Source organism: Roseomonas populi, assembly GCF_024594815.1.
Taxonomy (GTDB): domain Bacteria; phylum Pseudomonadota; class Alphaproteobacteria; order Acetobacterales; family Acetobacteraceae; genus Roseomonas; species Roseomonas populi.
The window spans coordinates 42,351-54,777 of record NZ_JANJOU010000017.1; the positions used below are offsets into that span (position 1 = coordinate 42,351).

General features: G+C 73.5%; 14 protein-coding genes. 7 read left to right on the plus strand and 7 right to left on the minus strand.

Translation table 11 applies throughout. The features are described from left to right. Positions 1–234: 234 nt before the first annotated feature. The 7 genes from NRP21_RS27925 to NRP21_RS17910 form a co-directional block, all read right to left on the minus strand. Positions 235–885 carry a phosphoribosyl-ATP diphosphatase gene (locus tag NRP21_RS27925; RefSeq protein WP_308219909.1) on the minus strand — a complete coding sequence of 217 codons (651 nt, stop codon included), beginning with the start codon at positions 883–885 and terminating at the stop codon, positions 235–237. Further along, positions 885–1,664: an imidazole glycerol phosphate synthase subunit HisF gene (hisF, locus tag NRP21_RS17885; RefSeq protein ID WP_257717592.1), complete on the minus strand. Its 780-nt coding sequence runs from the start codon at positions 1,662–1,664 to the stop codon at positions 885–887. The genes NRP21_RS27925 and hisF overlap by 1 nt, the downstream gene beginning before the upstream one ends. Before the next feature lie 305 nt (positions 1,665–1,969). Next, positions 1,970–2,584: a malonic semialdehyde reductase gene (locus tag NRP21_RS17890; RefSeq protein ID WP_257717593.1), complete on the minus strand. Its 615-nt coding sequence runs from the start codon at positions 2,582–2,584 to the stop codon at positions 1,970–1,972. Between the two features lie 157 nt (positions 2,585–2,741). Beyond that, entirely contained in the window at positions 2,742–3,305 is a 564-nt protein-coding gene (locus NRP21_RS17895; protein ID WP_257717594.1) for a NifU family protein, read from the minus strand. Positions 3,306–3,423: 118 nt separating this feature from the next. After that, complete coding sequence (locus tag NRP21_RS17900; protein ID WP_257717595.1) at positions 3,424–3,888, minus strand: universal stress protein; 465 nt, start codon at positions 3,886–3,888, stop codon at positions 3,424–3,426. A 56-nt stretch (positions 3,889–3,944) separates the two neighbouring features. Further along, the gene (locus NRP21_RS17905) at positions 3,945–4,727 is read right to left on the minus strand and encodes a TIGR02186 family protein (protein WP_257717596.1); all 783 of its coding nucleotides are present in this window, start codon (positions 4,725–4,727) and stop codon (positions 3,945–3,947) included. A gap of 10 nt (positions 4,728–4,737) precedes the next feature. Next, positions 4,738–5,646 carry a sulfite exporter TauE/SafE family protein gene (locus NRP21_RS17910; RefSeq protein ID WP_257717597.1) on the minus strand — a complete coding sequence of 303 codons (909 nt, stop codon included), beginning with the start codon at positions 5,644–5,646 and terminating at the stop codon, positions 4,738–4,740. A gap of 240 nt (positions 5,647–5,886) precedes the next feature. On the opposite strand from NRP21_RS17910, the gene NRP21_RS27930 reads away from it, so the two are divergent. The 7 genes from NRP21_RS27930 to phnH all read left to right on the plus strand — a co-directional run bounded on the left by NRP21_RS27930 (position 5,887) and on the right by phnH (position 12,426). Then, positions 5,887–7,503 (plus strand): bifunctional metallophosphatase/5'-nucleotidase, encoded by a 1,617-nt coding sequence (locus NRP21_RS27930; RefSeq protein WP_308219910.1) that lies wholly within the window; start codon positions 5,887–5,889, stop codon positions 7,501–7,503. A gap of 320 nt (positions 7,504–7,823) precedes the next feature. Then, a complete protein-coding gene (locus NRP21_RS17930) occupies positions 7,824–8,210 on the plus strand; it encodes a histidine triad nucleotide-binding protein (RefSeq protein WP_257717598.1) in 387 nt (128 codons plus the stop codon). Beyond that, positions 8,210–9,046 carry a SirB1 family protein gene (locus tag NRP21_RS17935; RefSeq protein ID WP_257717599.1) on the plus strand — a complete coding sequence of 279 codons (837 nt, stop codon included), beginning with the start codon at positions 8,210–8,212 and terminating at the stop codon, positions 9,044–9,046. Before NRP21_RS17930 ends, NRP21_RS17935 begins: the two co-directional genes overlap by 1 nt. 420 nt (positions 9,047–9,466) lie before the next feature. Then, entirely contained in the window at positions 9,467–10,240 is a 774-nt protein-coding gene (gene phnF, locus NRP21_RS17940; protein ID WP_257717600.1) for a phosphonate metabolism transcriptional regulator PhnF, read from the plus strand. After that, a complete protein-coding gene (locus NRP21_RS17945; protein ID WP_257717601.1) occupies positions 10,233–11,387 on the plus strand; it encodes an alpha-D-ribose 1-methylphosphonate 5-triphosphate diphosphatase in 1,155 nt (384 codons plus the stop codon). The genes phnF and NRP21_RS17945 overlap by 8 nt, the downstream gene beginning before the upstream one ends. Continuing rightward, on the plus strand, positions 11,387–11,854 hold the full coding sequence (phnG, locus tag NRP21_RS17950; RefSeq protein ID WP_257717602.1) for a phosphonate C-P lyase system protein PhnG: 468 nt from the start codon (positions 11,387–11,389) through the stop codon (positions 11,852–11,854). The genes NRP21_RS17945 and phnG overlap by 1 nt, the downstream gene beginning before the upstream one ends. Then, complete coding sequence (phnH, locus tag NRP21_RS17955; RefSeq protein WP_257717603.1) at positions 11,851–12,426, plus strand: phosphonate C-P lyase system protein PhnH; 576 nt, start codon at positions 11,851–11,853, stop codon at positions 12,424–12,426. Before phnG ends, phnH begins: the two co-directional genes overlap by 4 nt. Position 12,427 lies beyond the last annotated feature (1 nt).

Genomic DNA, 12,427 nt, shown 5'->3' on the forward strand with positions numbered 1-12,427 from the left:
GTGCCCGAGGATCGGAGCCGTTGCCGCCCGGCGCAAGCGCGGGGCGATGACAAGGGAGTTGGAATGCAACGCGACCCCGGTGGGGTGTGGCGCGGGCGGCCCCAGGGAGAGAGCCAGAGGGAGAGAAAGAGTTCTCTCGCCCTGGACCGCCTCTCATCTTCTTTCTCGGGGCTTCCGCGGGATGTTTCGTTGGAGGTGCGCCGAGGGTGCTTGAACCCCGTCGGGTTCCCCTGGTCAGGGCAGCTTCGTCGTATCCCCGGCCCTGACCACCCCGGCCGAGGAGAAGTTCTGGCGCGCGGCCTTCTCGGCGATGCCGCTGATTCCCTCGCGCCGCACCAGCTCGGCCCAGACGTCTTCCGGCCGAATCCCCGCGTCCACCCAGGTGACGATGAGGTGGTAGAGCAGGTCCGCGCTCTCGCCGATCAGGGCGCGGCGATTGCCGGCCATGGCCTCGATCACCGCCTCCACCGCCTCCTCGCCCAGCTTCTGGGCCACCTTCGCCGTGCCCCGCGCCAGCAGGCGGGCCGAGTGGGAGGTCGTGGAGTCGCCGGAGAGGCGCCGCTCCTCCACCGTCTCCCAGAGCCTGTCCAGCACCGCCGCCTCGGCCACGCCCGGGCCAGGATCCAGGGGCGCCAGATGGCGCGATTCGGCATGGCGCACGCGCTTGGGAGCGCGCGCATCCGCCGCAATGGGCGCGTCCGCGAGGTCCTTCGGCACGGGCAGGGGCTGGCGGACGCGCAGGTCCTCCTTCCACTTCGCCGGCTTGAGCTTGGTCGACTTCTTCCGCGTCTCCGCCGGGGTGGCCTTCGTCTGGGCCGCCGACTTGGTTGCCGCCTTGCCGCGCGTCGCCTTCGTTCCGGTGGCCTTCTTCGCTCCCTTCCCCATCACGCCGCCTCCCTTGATTCCGGCACGGGGCGTATCGGCCAGCCGGCCCCCGCCAGCGCCGCCTTCGCCTCCGCGATCCGGAACTGGCCGTAATGGAACACGCTGGCCGCCAGCAACCCCGTCGCCCCGGCCGCCGCGCCCTGCGCGAAGTGCTCCAGCTTGCCGACGCCCCCGGAGGCAACGATCGGCAGCCGCACCGCGGCGCGCACGGCGCCCAGCAGGTCGAGGTCGAAGCCCTCCCCCGTGCCGTCGCGGTCCATGGAGGTCAGCAGGATTTCCCCGGCGCCCAGGCTCTCCACCCGGCGCGCCCAGTCCACCGCGTCCACCCCCGTCTCCCGCCGGCCGCCATGGGTGAAGATCTCCCACCGGCCCGGCGCCACGCGGCGCGCATCCACCGCCACCACGATGGCCTGGCTGCCGAAGGCCTCGGCCCCCCGCCGCACGAGGTCAGGGTCCGCCAGCGCGGCGGAGTTGACGGAAACCTTGTCGGCACCTGCCAGCAGCAGCGCCCGCATATCCTCCACGCTCCGCACCCCGCCCCCGACCGTGAGTGGAATGAACACCTCGGCCGCCGTGCGGGAAACAACGTCCAGCATCGTCCCGCGGTTCTCGTGCGTGGCGCCGATATCGAGGAAGGTGACCTCGTCCGCCCCCTCCCGGTCATAGGCGCGGGCCTGCTCCACCGGGTCACCGGCGTCGCGCAGGGAGACGAAGTTCACGCCCTTCACGACGCGCCCGTCCTTCACGTCCAGGCAGGGAATTACGCGAAGGGCCAGCATGCCGGATGTCCTGATGATGACATCGGCCGATTGCTCCTGGTGCGGGAGACGGTCAAGCGCGGAACATGCGTCATGGTTGTGGCCGAGGCCGGGGAGGGGAAGAATTCTTCCTCCGGCAGGCCCCGCCGCCGCCTTCTTTTTTGGACGGGCGGGCGGAATGCCCGGTCCGCGGCTGACCCGGCATTCGCGGGCCCGGCCCGGAGGCGCTGTCCTCGCGGGGCCGCCCGGCACATCGTGGCGGCCCCGGAAGGTTGGTTGCGAAGGTCGGTTACGAGGGAGGTGGCGCGGGGCCTGCCCCCGCAGCCTCAGGCCAGGGCCGCCGCCTCGTCGAAGCCCAGGCGCGGCAGGCGGCCGAACGTCTTGGAGTGGTCGCCGTAGCCGAGGTTGATGAGCATGGTAGACTTCCACCCGCTCTCGCCCAGGAACAGCTCGTCCACCTTTTTGGCGTCGAAGCCGGCCATCGGCCCGGCATCCAGCCCCAGCCCGCGGGCGGCGAGGATGAGGTAGGCGGCCTGCAGGGTGGAGTTCATGAAGGCGCTGCGCTCCGCGAAGGCCGCGTTGCCGGTGAACCAGGACCTGGCGTCGGCGTGGGGGAAGAGGCGCGGCAGGTGCTCGTAGAACTGCGGGTCGAAGGCGACGATCGCGGTCACGGGGGCGGTCCGCGTCTTGTCCTGGTTGCCGGCGGAGACGGTGGGAAGGAGCTTCTCCTTCCCCTCCGGGCTGCGGACGAAGACGAAGCGGCCCGGGGACTGGTTGGCGCTGGTGGGGCCAAGGGCGACGAGGCCGTAGAGCTCGCGCAGGGTCTCGTCCGTCACCGGCCGGTCCTGCCAGGCATTGGCGGTGCGGGCGGTGCGGAACAGGCGGTCCAGCGCCGCGTCGTCCAGCCGGTCGCCAGGGGTGGTCACGTGGGTATCGGGCATGGGAGGGTCTCCTTGCCCGGCATGATGGGCCGCCCCGGGGGATGCGGCCAATCCCCGTCGGGGATCGCCGCCATACTCGTTATGAATTGCCCCGCCGTGAACCGCGCCGGGCCGATCCCCGGGCGAGGCCGCCAGGCCTCGACCCCGGGCGAAGCCGCTAGGCTTCGACCTGCTCCACCGCCACCACCTCCGGCACGTAGTGGCGGAGCATGTTCTCCACCCCGTGCTTCAGCGTGGCGCGGGAGGAGGGGCAGCCCGAGCAGGCGCCCTGCATGTGCAGCTTCACGATGCCGTCGCGGAAGCCGCGGAACACGATGTCGCCGCCGTCGCCGGCCACCGCCGGGCGCACGCGCGTGTCCAGCAGCTCCTTGATCTGGGCCACCACCTCGGCATCGGCGGGATCGGTATCCTCCGCCATGTCCTCGGCCTCGTCGCCCGCCATCACCGGGCGGCCGGCCATGAAGTGCTCCATCACCGCGCCCAGCACCTGCGGGCGCAGCGTGGCCCAGTCGGCCTCGTTCGTCTTGGTGACGGTGATGAAATCCGCGCCGAGGAAGATCCGCGCCACGCCCTCCAGCTCGAAGAGCCGCGTGGCGAGCGGGGAGCGGGCGGCCACCTCGGCGCCGGTGAAGTCGGCGGTGCCGCGCTCGCCCATCACCGTCTCGCCCGGAAGGAACTTCAGGGTCGCGGGGTTCGGCGTCGCCTCGGTCTCGATGAACATGGGGGTATTTCCTCTGCAGCGGGCCTGCCGCGGTCTTTCCGCGCATGTGGGGCAGGCCGGGCGGGGGTGCAACGGCGCCCGGCGCAAAGGTGGGGCGCGACGGCGGCGGGGCCGCCCCTCAGGTTACCCGGTCCAGCTCCGCATCGGCCAGCCCGCCCGGCACGATCGTCATCGGGCAGCGCAGCCGCCCGGCCTGGCGGCCGGTCAGCGCCGTCACCAGCGGCCCCGGCCCGCCCTCCGTCGCGGTGGCCAGCACCAGGATGGAGATGCGCGGGTCCTCCGCCAGCACGCCCAGAACCTCCTCCACCGCGTCCCCTTCCCGGATCAGCAGCAGGGGCAGCCCGCCCGTGATCTCCTGCACCTGGGCGGCGAGGGCGGAAAGGAGCTGCTCGGCCTCCTGCCGCCGCTCCTCCTGCATCAGCGCGCCCACCCCCGCCCATTCCTGCAGCTCCGGCGGCTCCGTGATCCGCAGCAGCGCCACGCGCCCGCCGGATTTCCGCGCGCGCAGGCAGGCGTAGCGCAGCGCCACCGCCCGCTCCGGGCTGTCGTCCACCACCACGAGGAAGACGCGGTCCTGCGGCATGCAAACCCCCAGCCTGTTGTCCGACGCGTGGATCTACACCCTCGGGCGCGCGGGCCCTAGCCGCGGCGGAAGACGACGCTTCCCAGCCAGCCGGCCAGGGCGGCGAGGACGACGCAGGCCAGGCCGTAGAGCAGGGGCTGCCCGCGGGAGAAGTCGGCGATCCGCGCCGTGGCCCCCACCCGGTCCACCCGGAAGGAGAGTTCCTGCCGCGCGACGATCCGGTTGGCCCGCACCAGCATCACCTGCACCACATAGTCCCCCGTGGCGATGGTGGAGGGCAGGGGAAGCCGCGCGTGGAACAGGCGCCCGCCCGAGATCTCCACCGGGCTCGCCTCCTCGTTCCACCCGCCGGAGGCGTGCTTGAGGTCGATCAGCGCCTGGCGGAACTCCGGCTCGCGCGGGCCGGGAAGGCGGGCGGTCATCAACTCCAGCCCCAGCCGCCGCTCCCGCCGCGCCGGCTCGTCCAGCAGGTCGGCCACCGGGGCGGTCGCGGCCAGGGCGTAGTAGTTCGGCACCTCCCGGAAACGGGCGGAGGGGCCGTTGACCCAGATGCCCAGCCGCCTCACCCGCCGCCGCACCACCACGTCCCGTGGCGCGCCGAGGCCGAGCACCACCACGTTGTCGCCCGAAGGGCCCAGCAGCCGGTCGGTGGCGCCGAACACCAGCAGGTCGGCACCGGTGAAGGCGGTGTCCACGGCGATGCGGGGCTGGGCGAGCTCCGCCGCGAGCGCCGGCCCGGCCTGGGGCGGCGGGGCGGGCTGCCCCTCGCGCTGGGCCTGCGCGGGGGCGGCGATGAGGGCGGCGGCCAGCAGGGCTGCCGCCAGCGTCGCCCCCCTCACGTGGCCCGCCTCATGTCACGGGGCCGAGGAGGTAGAGGCTACCCGGCGTGCGGACCAGCGCCACCAGAAGGCTGATGGCCACCCCAAGCACCAGCAGCCCGAGCAGCGCCCGCGTTTCCTCGCCCCGCAGCTTCGTGCCCATGGCCGCGCCGAACTGGGCGCCCGCCACCCCGCCGGCCAGCAGCAGCAGCGTCAGCACCACGTCCACCGAGCCGGTCTGGAGGGCCTGCAGCAGCGTGACGTTGGCGCTGACGAAGGTCACCTGGAACAGGCTGGTGCCGATGGTCGTGCCCGTGGGCATGCCCAGCACGTAGATCATGGCCGGCACCAGCATGAAGCCGCCGCCCACGCCCATGATGGCGGAGAGGATGCCGATCCCGAAGCCCACCAGCGCCGGCGGGATGACGGAAATATAGAGGCGGGACTGGCGGAACCGCATCTTGAAGGGCAGGCCGTGCAGCCAGGAGTGCTGGTGCGTCCGCGCCGGCGCCGCGCGGCGCCGGCGGAAGATGGCGCGCACGCTCTCGCGCACCATCAGCGCCCCCACCGTGCCGAGCACGACGACGTAGAAGAGCGAGACGGCGAGATCGACCTGCCCCAGCCGCCGCAGCAGCACGAAGAGCTGCGTGCCCGCGAAGGAGCCGGCCAGGCCCGCCACCAGCAGCACCACCCCCATCCGCGCGTCCACGTTGCCGCGCCGCCACTGGGCGATGAGGCCGGAGACGGAGGCCCCGAGCGTCTGGTTCGCGCCGGAGGCGACGGCGACCGGCGCCGGGATGCCGATGAGGATGAGGAGCGGCGTCAGCAGGAAGCCGCCGCCCACGCCGAAGAGGCCGGAGAGCCAGCCCACGCCGAGGCCGATGCCGAGCAGCAGCCCGGCATCCACCGACATCTCGGCGATCGGCAGGTAAACCGGCATAGGTTTCCCGCTCCGCCCCCGGCGAGAGGGGCAAGACAGCATCCGCGCGGGCCGCGCGCGGGCGGGGCCGCGCGTGCTGCGCGGCGCGATCACCGGCCGCTGGTCGGGCGGCCGTTCCGGGCCGTTTGGACCGGCGAACCGCCCGGTGCAAGGCCCATTCCGCACCGCAACCCGACAGCGCTAGAACCCTGGCATCCCACAAGGACGGCCCGGCGAATATGCCGGCCGAAAAGGGCGATCATGCGGCACCATCCCGAGAAACGCCTCTCCCGCCGCGCGCTGATGCGCGCCGTGGCCGCCCTGCCGCTGGCTGTCCCGCTGGCTGCCCCGGCCATCCGCCGGGCCCTGGCGGCGGAAGGGCCGCGAATCGCCCTGGTCCACCTGAACGACTTCCACTCCAAGCACGAGGGCGTGGCCGATGGCGGCGCCGCCTGCCGCGAGGGGACGCCCTGCGCCGGCACCTCCCCCCGCCTGGCCGGCGCGATCCGGGAGGCCCGCGCCACCGCGCTGGCGGAAGGCCGCGCGCCCTTCCTGCTGGATGCGGGCGACCAGTTCATGGGCAGCCTGTTCTACACCCACCACCGCGGCCTGGCGGAGGCGGCGGTGCAGCGCGCGGTCGGGACCATGGCCATGGCGCTGGGCAACCACGAGTTCGACAACGGGCCGGAGACCCTGGCCCGCTACGCCGCCGCCGTGCCCTTCCCCCTGCTCTCGGCCAACCTGGACGCGCGGGCGGAGCCGATGCTGCGGGACCGCGTCACGGCCACCGCGATTCTCGAGGCGAGCGGCGCCCGGATCGGCGTGATCGGCCTGACCACGCCGGAGACGGCCACCTCCTCCTCCCCCGGCCCCAGCCTCCGCTTCACCGACCCGATGGAGGCCGCCGACCGCGCTGCCTCCGAACTGCGCCGCCAGGGGATCGGCACCGTGGTCGTCCTCTCCCATCTCGGCCTGCCCGCGGATAGGCGGCTGGCGGCGGAGGTGGCGGGGATCGACGCCATCGTCGGCGGCCACTCCCACCTCCTCCTCGCCAACGGCCTTCCTGGCGCCGTCGGCCCCTATCCCACGACGGTCCAGGGCCGCGACCGCGATGTGCGGATCACCCAGGTGGCCTGCCACGGCCGCTACCTCGGCCGGCTGGACCTGGATCTCGCCCCGGACGGCCGCGTGGCCGCCCATGTCGGCACCGTCCGCCCCATCGGCCCCGACGTGGCGCCGGACCCGGAGGTCGCCGCCATCGTGGCGGAGTACGCGAAGCCTCTGGGCGAGCTGCGCCGCCGCCCCGTCGGGCTGGCCCAGGCCCCCTTTCCCAACGAGCCCTGCCGGGAGGGCGAGTGCGGCCTCGGCAACCTCGTCGCCGAGGCCGCCCTGGCCCGCACCCCCGGCGCGGAGATCGCCATCGTCAACGGCGGCGGGATGCGCGCCGGCCTGCCCGCCGGCACCCTCACTTACGGCGACGTCCTCGCCGTGCTCCCCTTCGGCAACACCCTGGCCACCCTCACTATCCGCGGCGGCGCCCTGCGCGCGGCGCTGGAGAACGGCCTGTCCCGCCTGCCCACCCCCGCCGGGCGCTTCCCCCAGCTGGCCGGGCTGCGCCTCACCTTCGACCCCGCCGCCCCGCCCGGCCAGCGCCTGCGGGAGGTGCGGACGGCCGATGGCCCGCTGGACCCGGACCGCGCCTACCGCGTGGTGACGAACAACTTCATGCGCGGCGGCGGCGACGGCTACGCGGTGCTGCGGAACGAGGCGCTGGAGGCCTATGACGACGGACCCCCGCTGGAGGAGGTGGTGGCAGACCACCTGCAGGCGCGGGGACCGGTGGCACCGGTTCTGGACGGGCGGATCGGGAGGAGCTGACGGCCCGGGTGGCGAAGGAAATTCCCCCGCAGGTTTCCGCCCCCCTTCTCCTCAAGGCTGCCGCGGAACGCGAATCCGGCCCGCGGGGCAGACATCCTGAACCGGCAGGAACCGGCAAGGACCCATCCCGCGCCGAGCGGCGTGGCCGCTTGGCGAGCCTCAGGTTCAACAATCCGCGGGCGCCTAACAGAGGACGATGTGGGGCGGCCCCGGGGAGAGGAGAATTCCGTCTCCCTGCCCCGGGGCCACCGAGGCACCACCCCTTGCGCGATCCCCGGCATGGTCGCAGGAAAGACCGAGTATTGCGCCAGGATATGCCCATGCCCCCGACCGGCCTGCCGCCTTATGACGAGACCAACATCTTCGCGCGCATCCTGCGAGGGGAGATTCCCAGCCGCCGCGCCTACGAGGACGAGTTCGCTGTCGCCTTCCACGACATCAACCCGCAGGCGCCGGTGCACGTGCTGGTGATCCCGCGTGGCGCCTACGTCTCCATCGCCGATTTCAGCGCCTCCGCCTCGGAGGCGGAGATCGTCGGGTTCTGGCGCGCCGTCGGCCACGTAGCGAAGGAGCTGGGGCTGGAGGCGCAGGGCTACCGCGCGCTGACGAACATGGGGCCGCAGGGCGGGCAGGAGGTGCCGCACTTCCATGTTCACCTCTTCGGCGGCCGGCCGTTGGGGCGCATGATCGGGGCCGGCGGGGCCTGATGGCAGATCCCGTCGCCGAGGCGCGCGCGGCCATCGAGGCTGCCGGGCGGCTGCCGGACGACGAGCTGGACCTCGCCGCGGTCGCGCTGCAATTCGCCCGCATCGACGCGCCCGAGGCCGATTGGCGCGCCGCCGCCGACCGCGTCTCCGACCTCGTGCGCGCCGTGCTCTCCGCCCCTGCCCCGGGCGACGCGGAGGCGCGCCGCGCTCTCCTCGCCCGCGTCATCCACGAGGAGAGCGGCTATTCCGGCGATTCCGAGACCTATGACGATCTCCGCAACGCCAACCTGATCCGGGTGACGGAGCGGCGGCGCGGCCTGCCCGTCGCCATCGGCCTGCTCTGGCTGCACGCGGCGGAAGCGGCGGGATGGGCTGCGCGCGGGCTGGACTTCCCCGGCCACTTCCTCATCGCGATCGATGGCGACGCGCGGCGCGGATCGGTTGTGGTGGACCCCTTCGGCGGCGGCGCGGCCCTGCCGGCGCCCGCTCTGCGCGCCCTCATCAAGCGGGTGGAGGGCCCGGAGGCGGAGTTGCGGCCGGGCATGCTGGCGCCGATGAGCCGCCGCGCCGTTCTGCTGCGCCTGCAGACCAACATCCGGCTGCGTCGCCTCCAGGTCAACGAACTGGACGGCGCCCTGGCCTGCACCGCCGACATGCTGCGCCTGGCGCCCGACGCCGCCCCGCTGTGGCGGGAAGCCGCGGTGATGAACGCCCGCCTGGGCCAGCTGGGCGCGGCCATCGAGGCCATGGAGCGCTTCCTGGACCTCGTGCCCGTCGGCGACGCCGCCGCGCGCGGGCGGGAGATGATCGACGAGTGGCGGGGGCGGCTGAACTGAAGCGCCACCCGGGCCGCGTGGCCTGGACTTCGTCCTGAACTTTCGGAACCAGGGGGCGCCGCCCCCTGGAACCCCCGCCGGGGGGCCAGCGGGCCCCCCGGACCCCGCGATCGGGCTGCCGCCGCGCCGTCCTGACCCGGAGTCCCTGGTCAACGACCAATTCCTGCCCTTGCGGTCGCCTCGGCTCCAGGAGCCGAGGCGTGCCCTTAGCCGAGCGATTCCAAGCAGATAGAAGAAGATGACGGCGAGGGGTCCGGGGAGAGGAAGAATTCCTTCTTTCTCTTCCCGGGACGGACTGCGCCCGCAGGAAGGGTTCCCGGAGCCCCTCTCGGGACGGACGAAGCGCTTGACTTCAGCTTGTCATCCATCCTTCATCCTAAAATCATTCGAACGAATTATAGGTGTACCCCGGACACCGAAATGACAGCACCCGACAACATCACCTCCTGGCGCGACGTCGAGGCAGCCCTCGCGGCGGAGATCCGCGCCGGGGTTCCCGGTCCCGGCGAGCGCCTGCCGACGGAGCCGGCGCTGATGGCGCGCTTCGGCGTGGGCCGGCACAGCGTCCGCCGTGCTGTCGGCGGGCTGGAGACACAGGGGCTGGTGCAGACGCGCCAGGGCAGCGGGACCTATGTGCGGCCGGCGCCGGTGCTGGATTACCGGCTCTCCGAGCGCACCCGCTTCTCGGAGAACCTGCTGGAGCAGGGGCGGGAGCCCTCCGGGCGGTCGCTCGGGACGGCGCTGGTGCCGGCCACGCCGGAGGTGGCGCGGGCGCTGCGCCTGCCGCCGGAGGAGCCGGTGCACAACATCCGCCGGCTGAACCTCGGCGATGGCGTGCCGATCAACCTCTCGGATTCCTACTACCCCGCGCGCCGCTTCCCCGGGCTGATCGAGGCCTGGGCGAGGGTGGAGAGCGTCACAGCCCTGCTCGCGGCCTGCGGGCTGCCGGACTACCGGCGGCTGAGCAGCACGGTGCTGACACGCCTGCCCAGCGCCGAAGAGGCGCGGCACCTGGACCAGCCCGCGAGCTGGCCGGTGCTGGTGGTGCGGAAGGTGGACGCCGACCTGGCCGGAGTGCCGGTCGCCTATTCGGAAACGGTCTGGGCCGGGGAGCGGGTGCAGCTCTCGGTAGACCATGCACATGCCGCGGCGGATGCCGCTGATCTTGGAGAGATGCCCGATGTGGTTGGATGACATCCGCCTGGTGCTGCCGAACCGTGTCGTGCCGCGCGGCGCCGTGCGGATCGAGGACGGGCGCATCGCCGAGGTGGTGGAGCGTGCCGGCCCGGCGGCCGGGCTGACGCTGATGCCGGGGATCGTGGACCTGCACGGGGACATGATCGAGAAGGAGGTGGAGCCTCGGCCGGACTGCGCCTTCCCGCTGGATGTCGCGGTGGCGAACCTGGATTCCCGCCTGGCGGCATCGGGCGTCACCACCGCCTATGCCGGCGTCTCCTTCGCCGAGGGCAAGAAGGGGCTGCGGAGCGAGGAGCGGGCGGGCGAGCTGGTGGAGGCCCTGGCGCGGCTGCGCGGCCATGCCCGCACCGATCTGCGCGTGCACGCCCGCTTCGAGGTGACGAACGCCCGCGCCGAGCCCGTGATGCGGGACCTGATCGCGCGCGGGATGGTGGACATGGTGTCCCTGACCGACCACACGCCGGGGCAGGGCCAGTACCGCAACGTCGAGCAGTACGTCGCCTATTACAGCCGCACGCAGAACCGGACGGAGGAGGAGGCGCGGGCACGCGCCGAGGCCCGCATGGCCGCCCCGCCCGCCTGGGAGATCGCGCGCGCCGTGACGGAGCTGGCCCGCGCGCAGGGCCTGCCGATCGCCTCGCACGACGACGACACGCCGGAGAAGGTGGCGCTGATGCGCTCGCTCGGCGCGACCATCTCCGAATTCCCCGTGACGATCGAGGCCGCGCGCGCGGCGCGGGAGATGGGGATGGCGACGCTGATGGGCGCGCCGAACGCGCTGCGCGGCCGGAGCATGACGGGGAATATCACCGCGCTCTCCGTGATGGAGGCGGGGCTGCTGGACGCGCTGGCGGCGGATTACCACCAGGGCGCGATGCTGCCGGCAGTGGCCACCTGGGTGCGGGACGGGCGGCTGCCCCTGCACGAGGCGATCGCGCTGCTGACGGTGAACCCGGCCCGCGCGGCGGGGCTGACGGATCGGGGCGCCATCGCCCCGGGCCTGCGCGCCGACCTGGTGCTGCTGGAAACTTCCGAGGCCGCCGGCGCCCCGCCCCCGCGCGTGCGCGCCGTGTGGCGCGAGGGGCGGATGATCCATTCCGACGGCTGGTCGCCCGCCATGATGGCGGTGGCGGAGGCCGCGTGATGGAGGGCACCCAGGAACGCCAGCGCGCGGACGACGCGGAGCGTCGCCGCTGGATGGGCATTCTTGCCAGATCCAACGCGGCGGCGATCGAGGCGCGGCTGGCGGAAGCCCCCGCGCTGCCGTCCCACACCCGCCTGCGCGGCCCGGAGACGGGGCTGGTGATGGTGCGCGGCCGCGCCGGCGGCGACGGCGCCCCTTTCAACCTCGGCGAGATGACCGTGACCCGCTGCGCCGTGCGTCTGGCGGACGGAACGGTGGGACACGCTTACCAAGCCGGGCGCGACGCGCGTGCGGCGGAACTGGCCGCAGCCCTGGACGCCGCCTTGCAGGACCCCGCCCGCCGCCCGGCCCTGATGGCCTCGGTCGTGGAGCCCCTGGCCGCCGCCCAGACCGAGGCCCGCGAGCGGGAGGCCCGCCGCGCCGCCGCCACTCGCGTGCGCTTCCTGGCGATGGAGACCACCCGATGACCGGCCTGCTCCCCGGCTTCGCCGATCCTGTCGTCGATGCCCAATCCACTTTCCGCGCGGTGCTGGAGGCCATGGCCCGCCCGGGCCGCGTGCATCGCCTCTCCGCGCCTCCCGCCGCACCCGCGCCGCTCTCCCCGGCGGCCGGCGCGGTGCTGCTGGCGCTGGCGGATGGCGAGACGCCGCTCTGGCTCAATGCCGGGGCGGATGCGACGGAATGGGCGCGCTTCCATGCGGGCTGCCCGGTGGTGGCCGATGCGGGTGAGGCGGAGTTCGTGCTCGCCATCGGCGCGCCGCCCGCCCTCTCCGCCCTGCAAGTGGGCACGGATGAGGACCCGCACCGCTCCGCCACGCTGATCCTGCAGGTGCAGGCGCTGGAGGAAGGCGCCGGCTGGCGCCTGACGGGGCCGGGGATTGAGCGCGAGCACCGTCTGCGCGTGGCCGGTGCGCCGGAGGGCTTCCTGGCGCAGTGGGCGGCCAACCGCGCGCTCTCCCCGCGCGGCGTGGACATCATCCTTTGCGCTGGCGACCGCGTCGCGGCCCTGCCGCGCGGCACGATGATCGAGGAGGGCTGAG

What these genes read in the sequence shown, in the direction of transcription:
- NRP21_RS27925 (WP_308219909.1), bottom strand. Translation starts at nt 885, where the DNA reads ATGGGGAAGGGAGCGAAGAAGGCCACCGGAACGAAGGCGACGCGCGGC.
- hisF (WP_257717592.1), bottom strand. Translation starts at nt 1,664, where the DNA reads ATGCTGGCCCTTCGCGTAATTCCCTGCCTGGACGTGAAGGACGGGCGC.
- NRP21_RS17890 (WP_257717593.1), bottom strand. Translation starts at nt 2,584, where the DNA reads ATGCCCGATACCCACGTGACCACCCCTGGCGACCGGCTGGACGACGCG.
- NRP21_RS17895 (WP_257717594.1), bottom strand. Translation starts at nt 3,305, where the DNA reads ATGTTCATCGAGACCGAGGCGACGCCGAACCCCGCGACCCTGAAGTTC.
- NRP21_RS17900 (WP_257717595.1), bottom strand. Translation starts at nt 3,888, where the DNA reads ATGCCGCAGGACCGCGTCTTCCTCGTGGTGGTGGACGACAGCCCGGAG.
- NRP21_RS17910 (WP_257717597.1), bottom strand. Translation starts at nt 5,646, where the DNA reads ATGCCGGTTTACCTGCCGATCGCCGAGATGTCGGTGGATGCCGGGCTG.
- NRP21_RS27930 (WP_308219910.1), top strand. Translation starts at nt 5,887, where the DNA reads ATGCGGCACCATCCCGAGAAACGCCTCTCCCGCCGCGCGCTGATGCGC.
- NRP21_RS17930 (WP_257717598.1), top strand. Translation starts at nt 7,824, where the DNA reads ATGCCCCCGACCGGCCTGCCGCCTTATGACGAGACCAACATCTTCGCG.
- NRP21_RS17935 (WP_257717599.1), top strand. Translation starts at nt 8,210, where the DNA reads ATGGCAGATCCCGTCGCCGAGGCGCGCGCGGCCATCGAGGCTGCCGGG.
- phnF (WP_257717600.1), top strand. Translation starts at nt 9,467, where the DNA reads ATGACAGCACCCGACAACATCACCTCCTGGCGCGACGTCGAGGCAGCC.
- phnG (WP_257717602.1), top strand. Translation starts at nt 11,387, where the DNA reads ATGGAGGGCACCCAGGAACGCCAGCGCGCGGACGACGCGGAGCGTCGC.
- phnH (WP_257717603.1), top strand. Translation starts at nt 11,851, where the DNA reads ATGACCGGCCTGCTCCCCGGCTTCGCCGATCCTGTCGTCGATGCCCAA.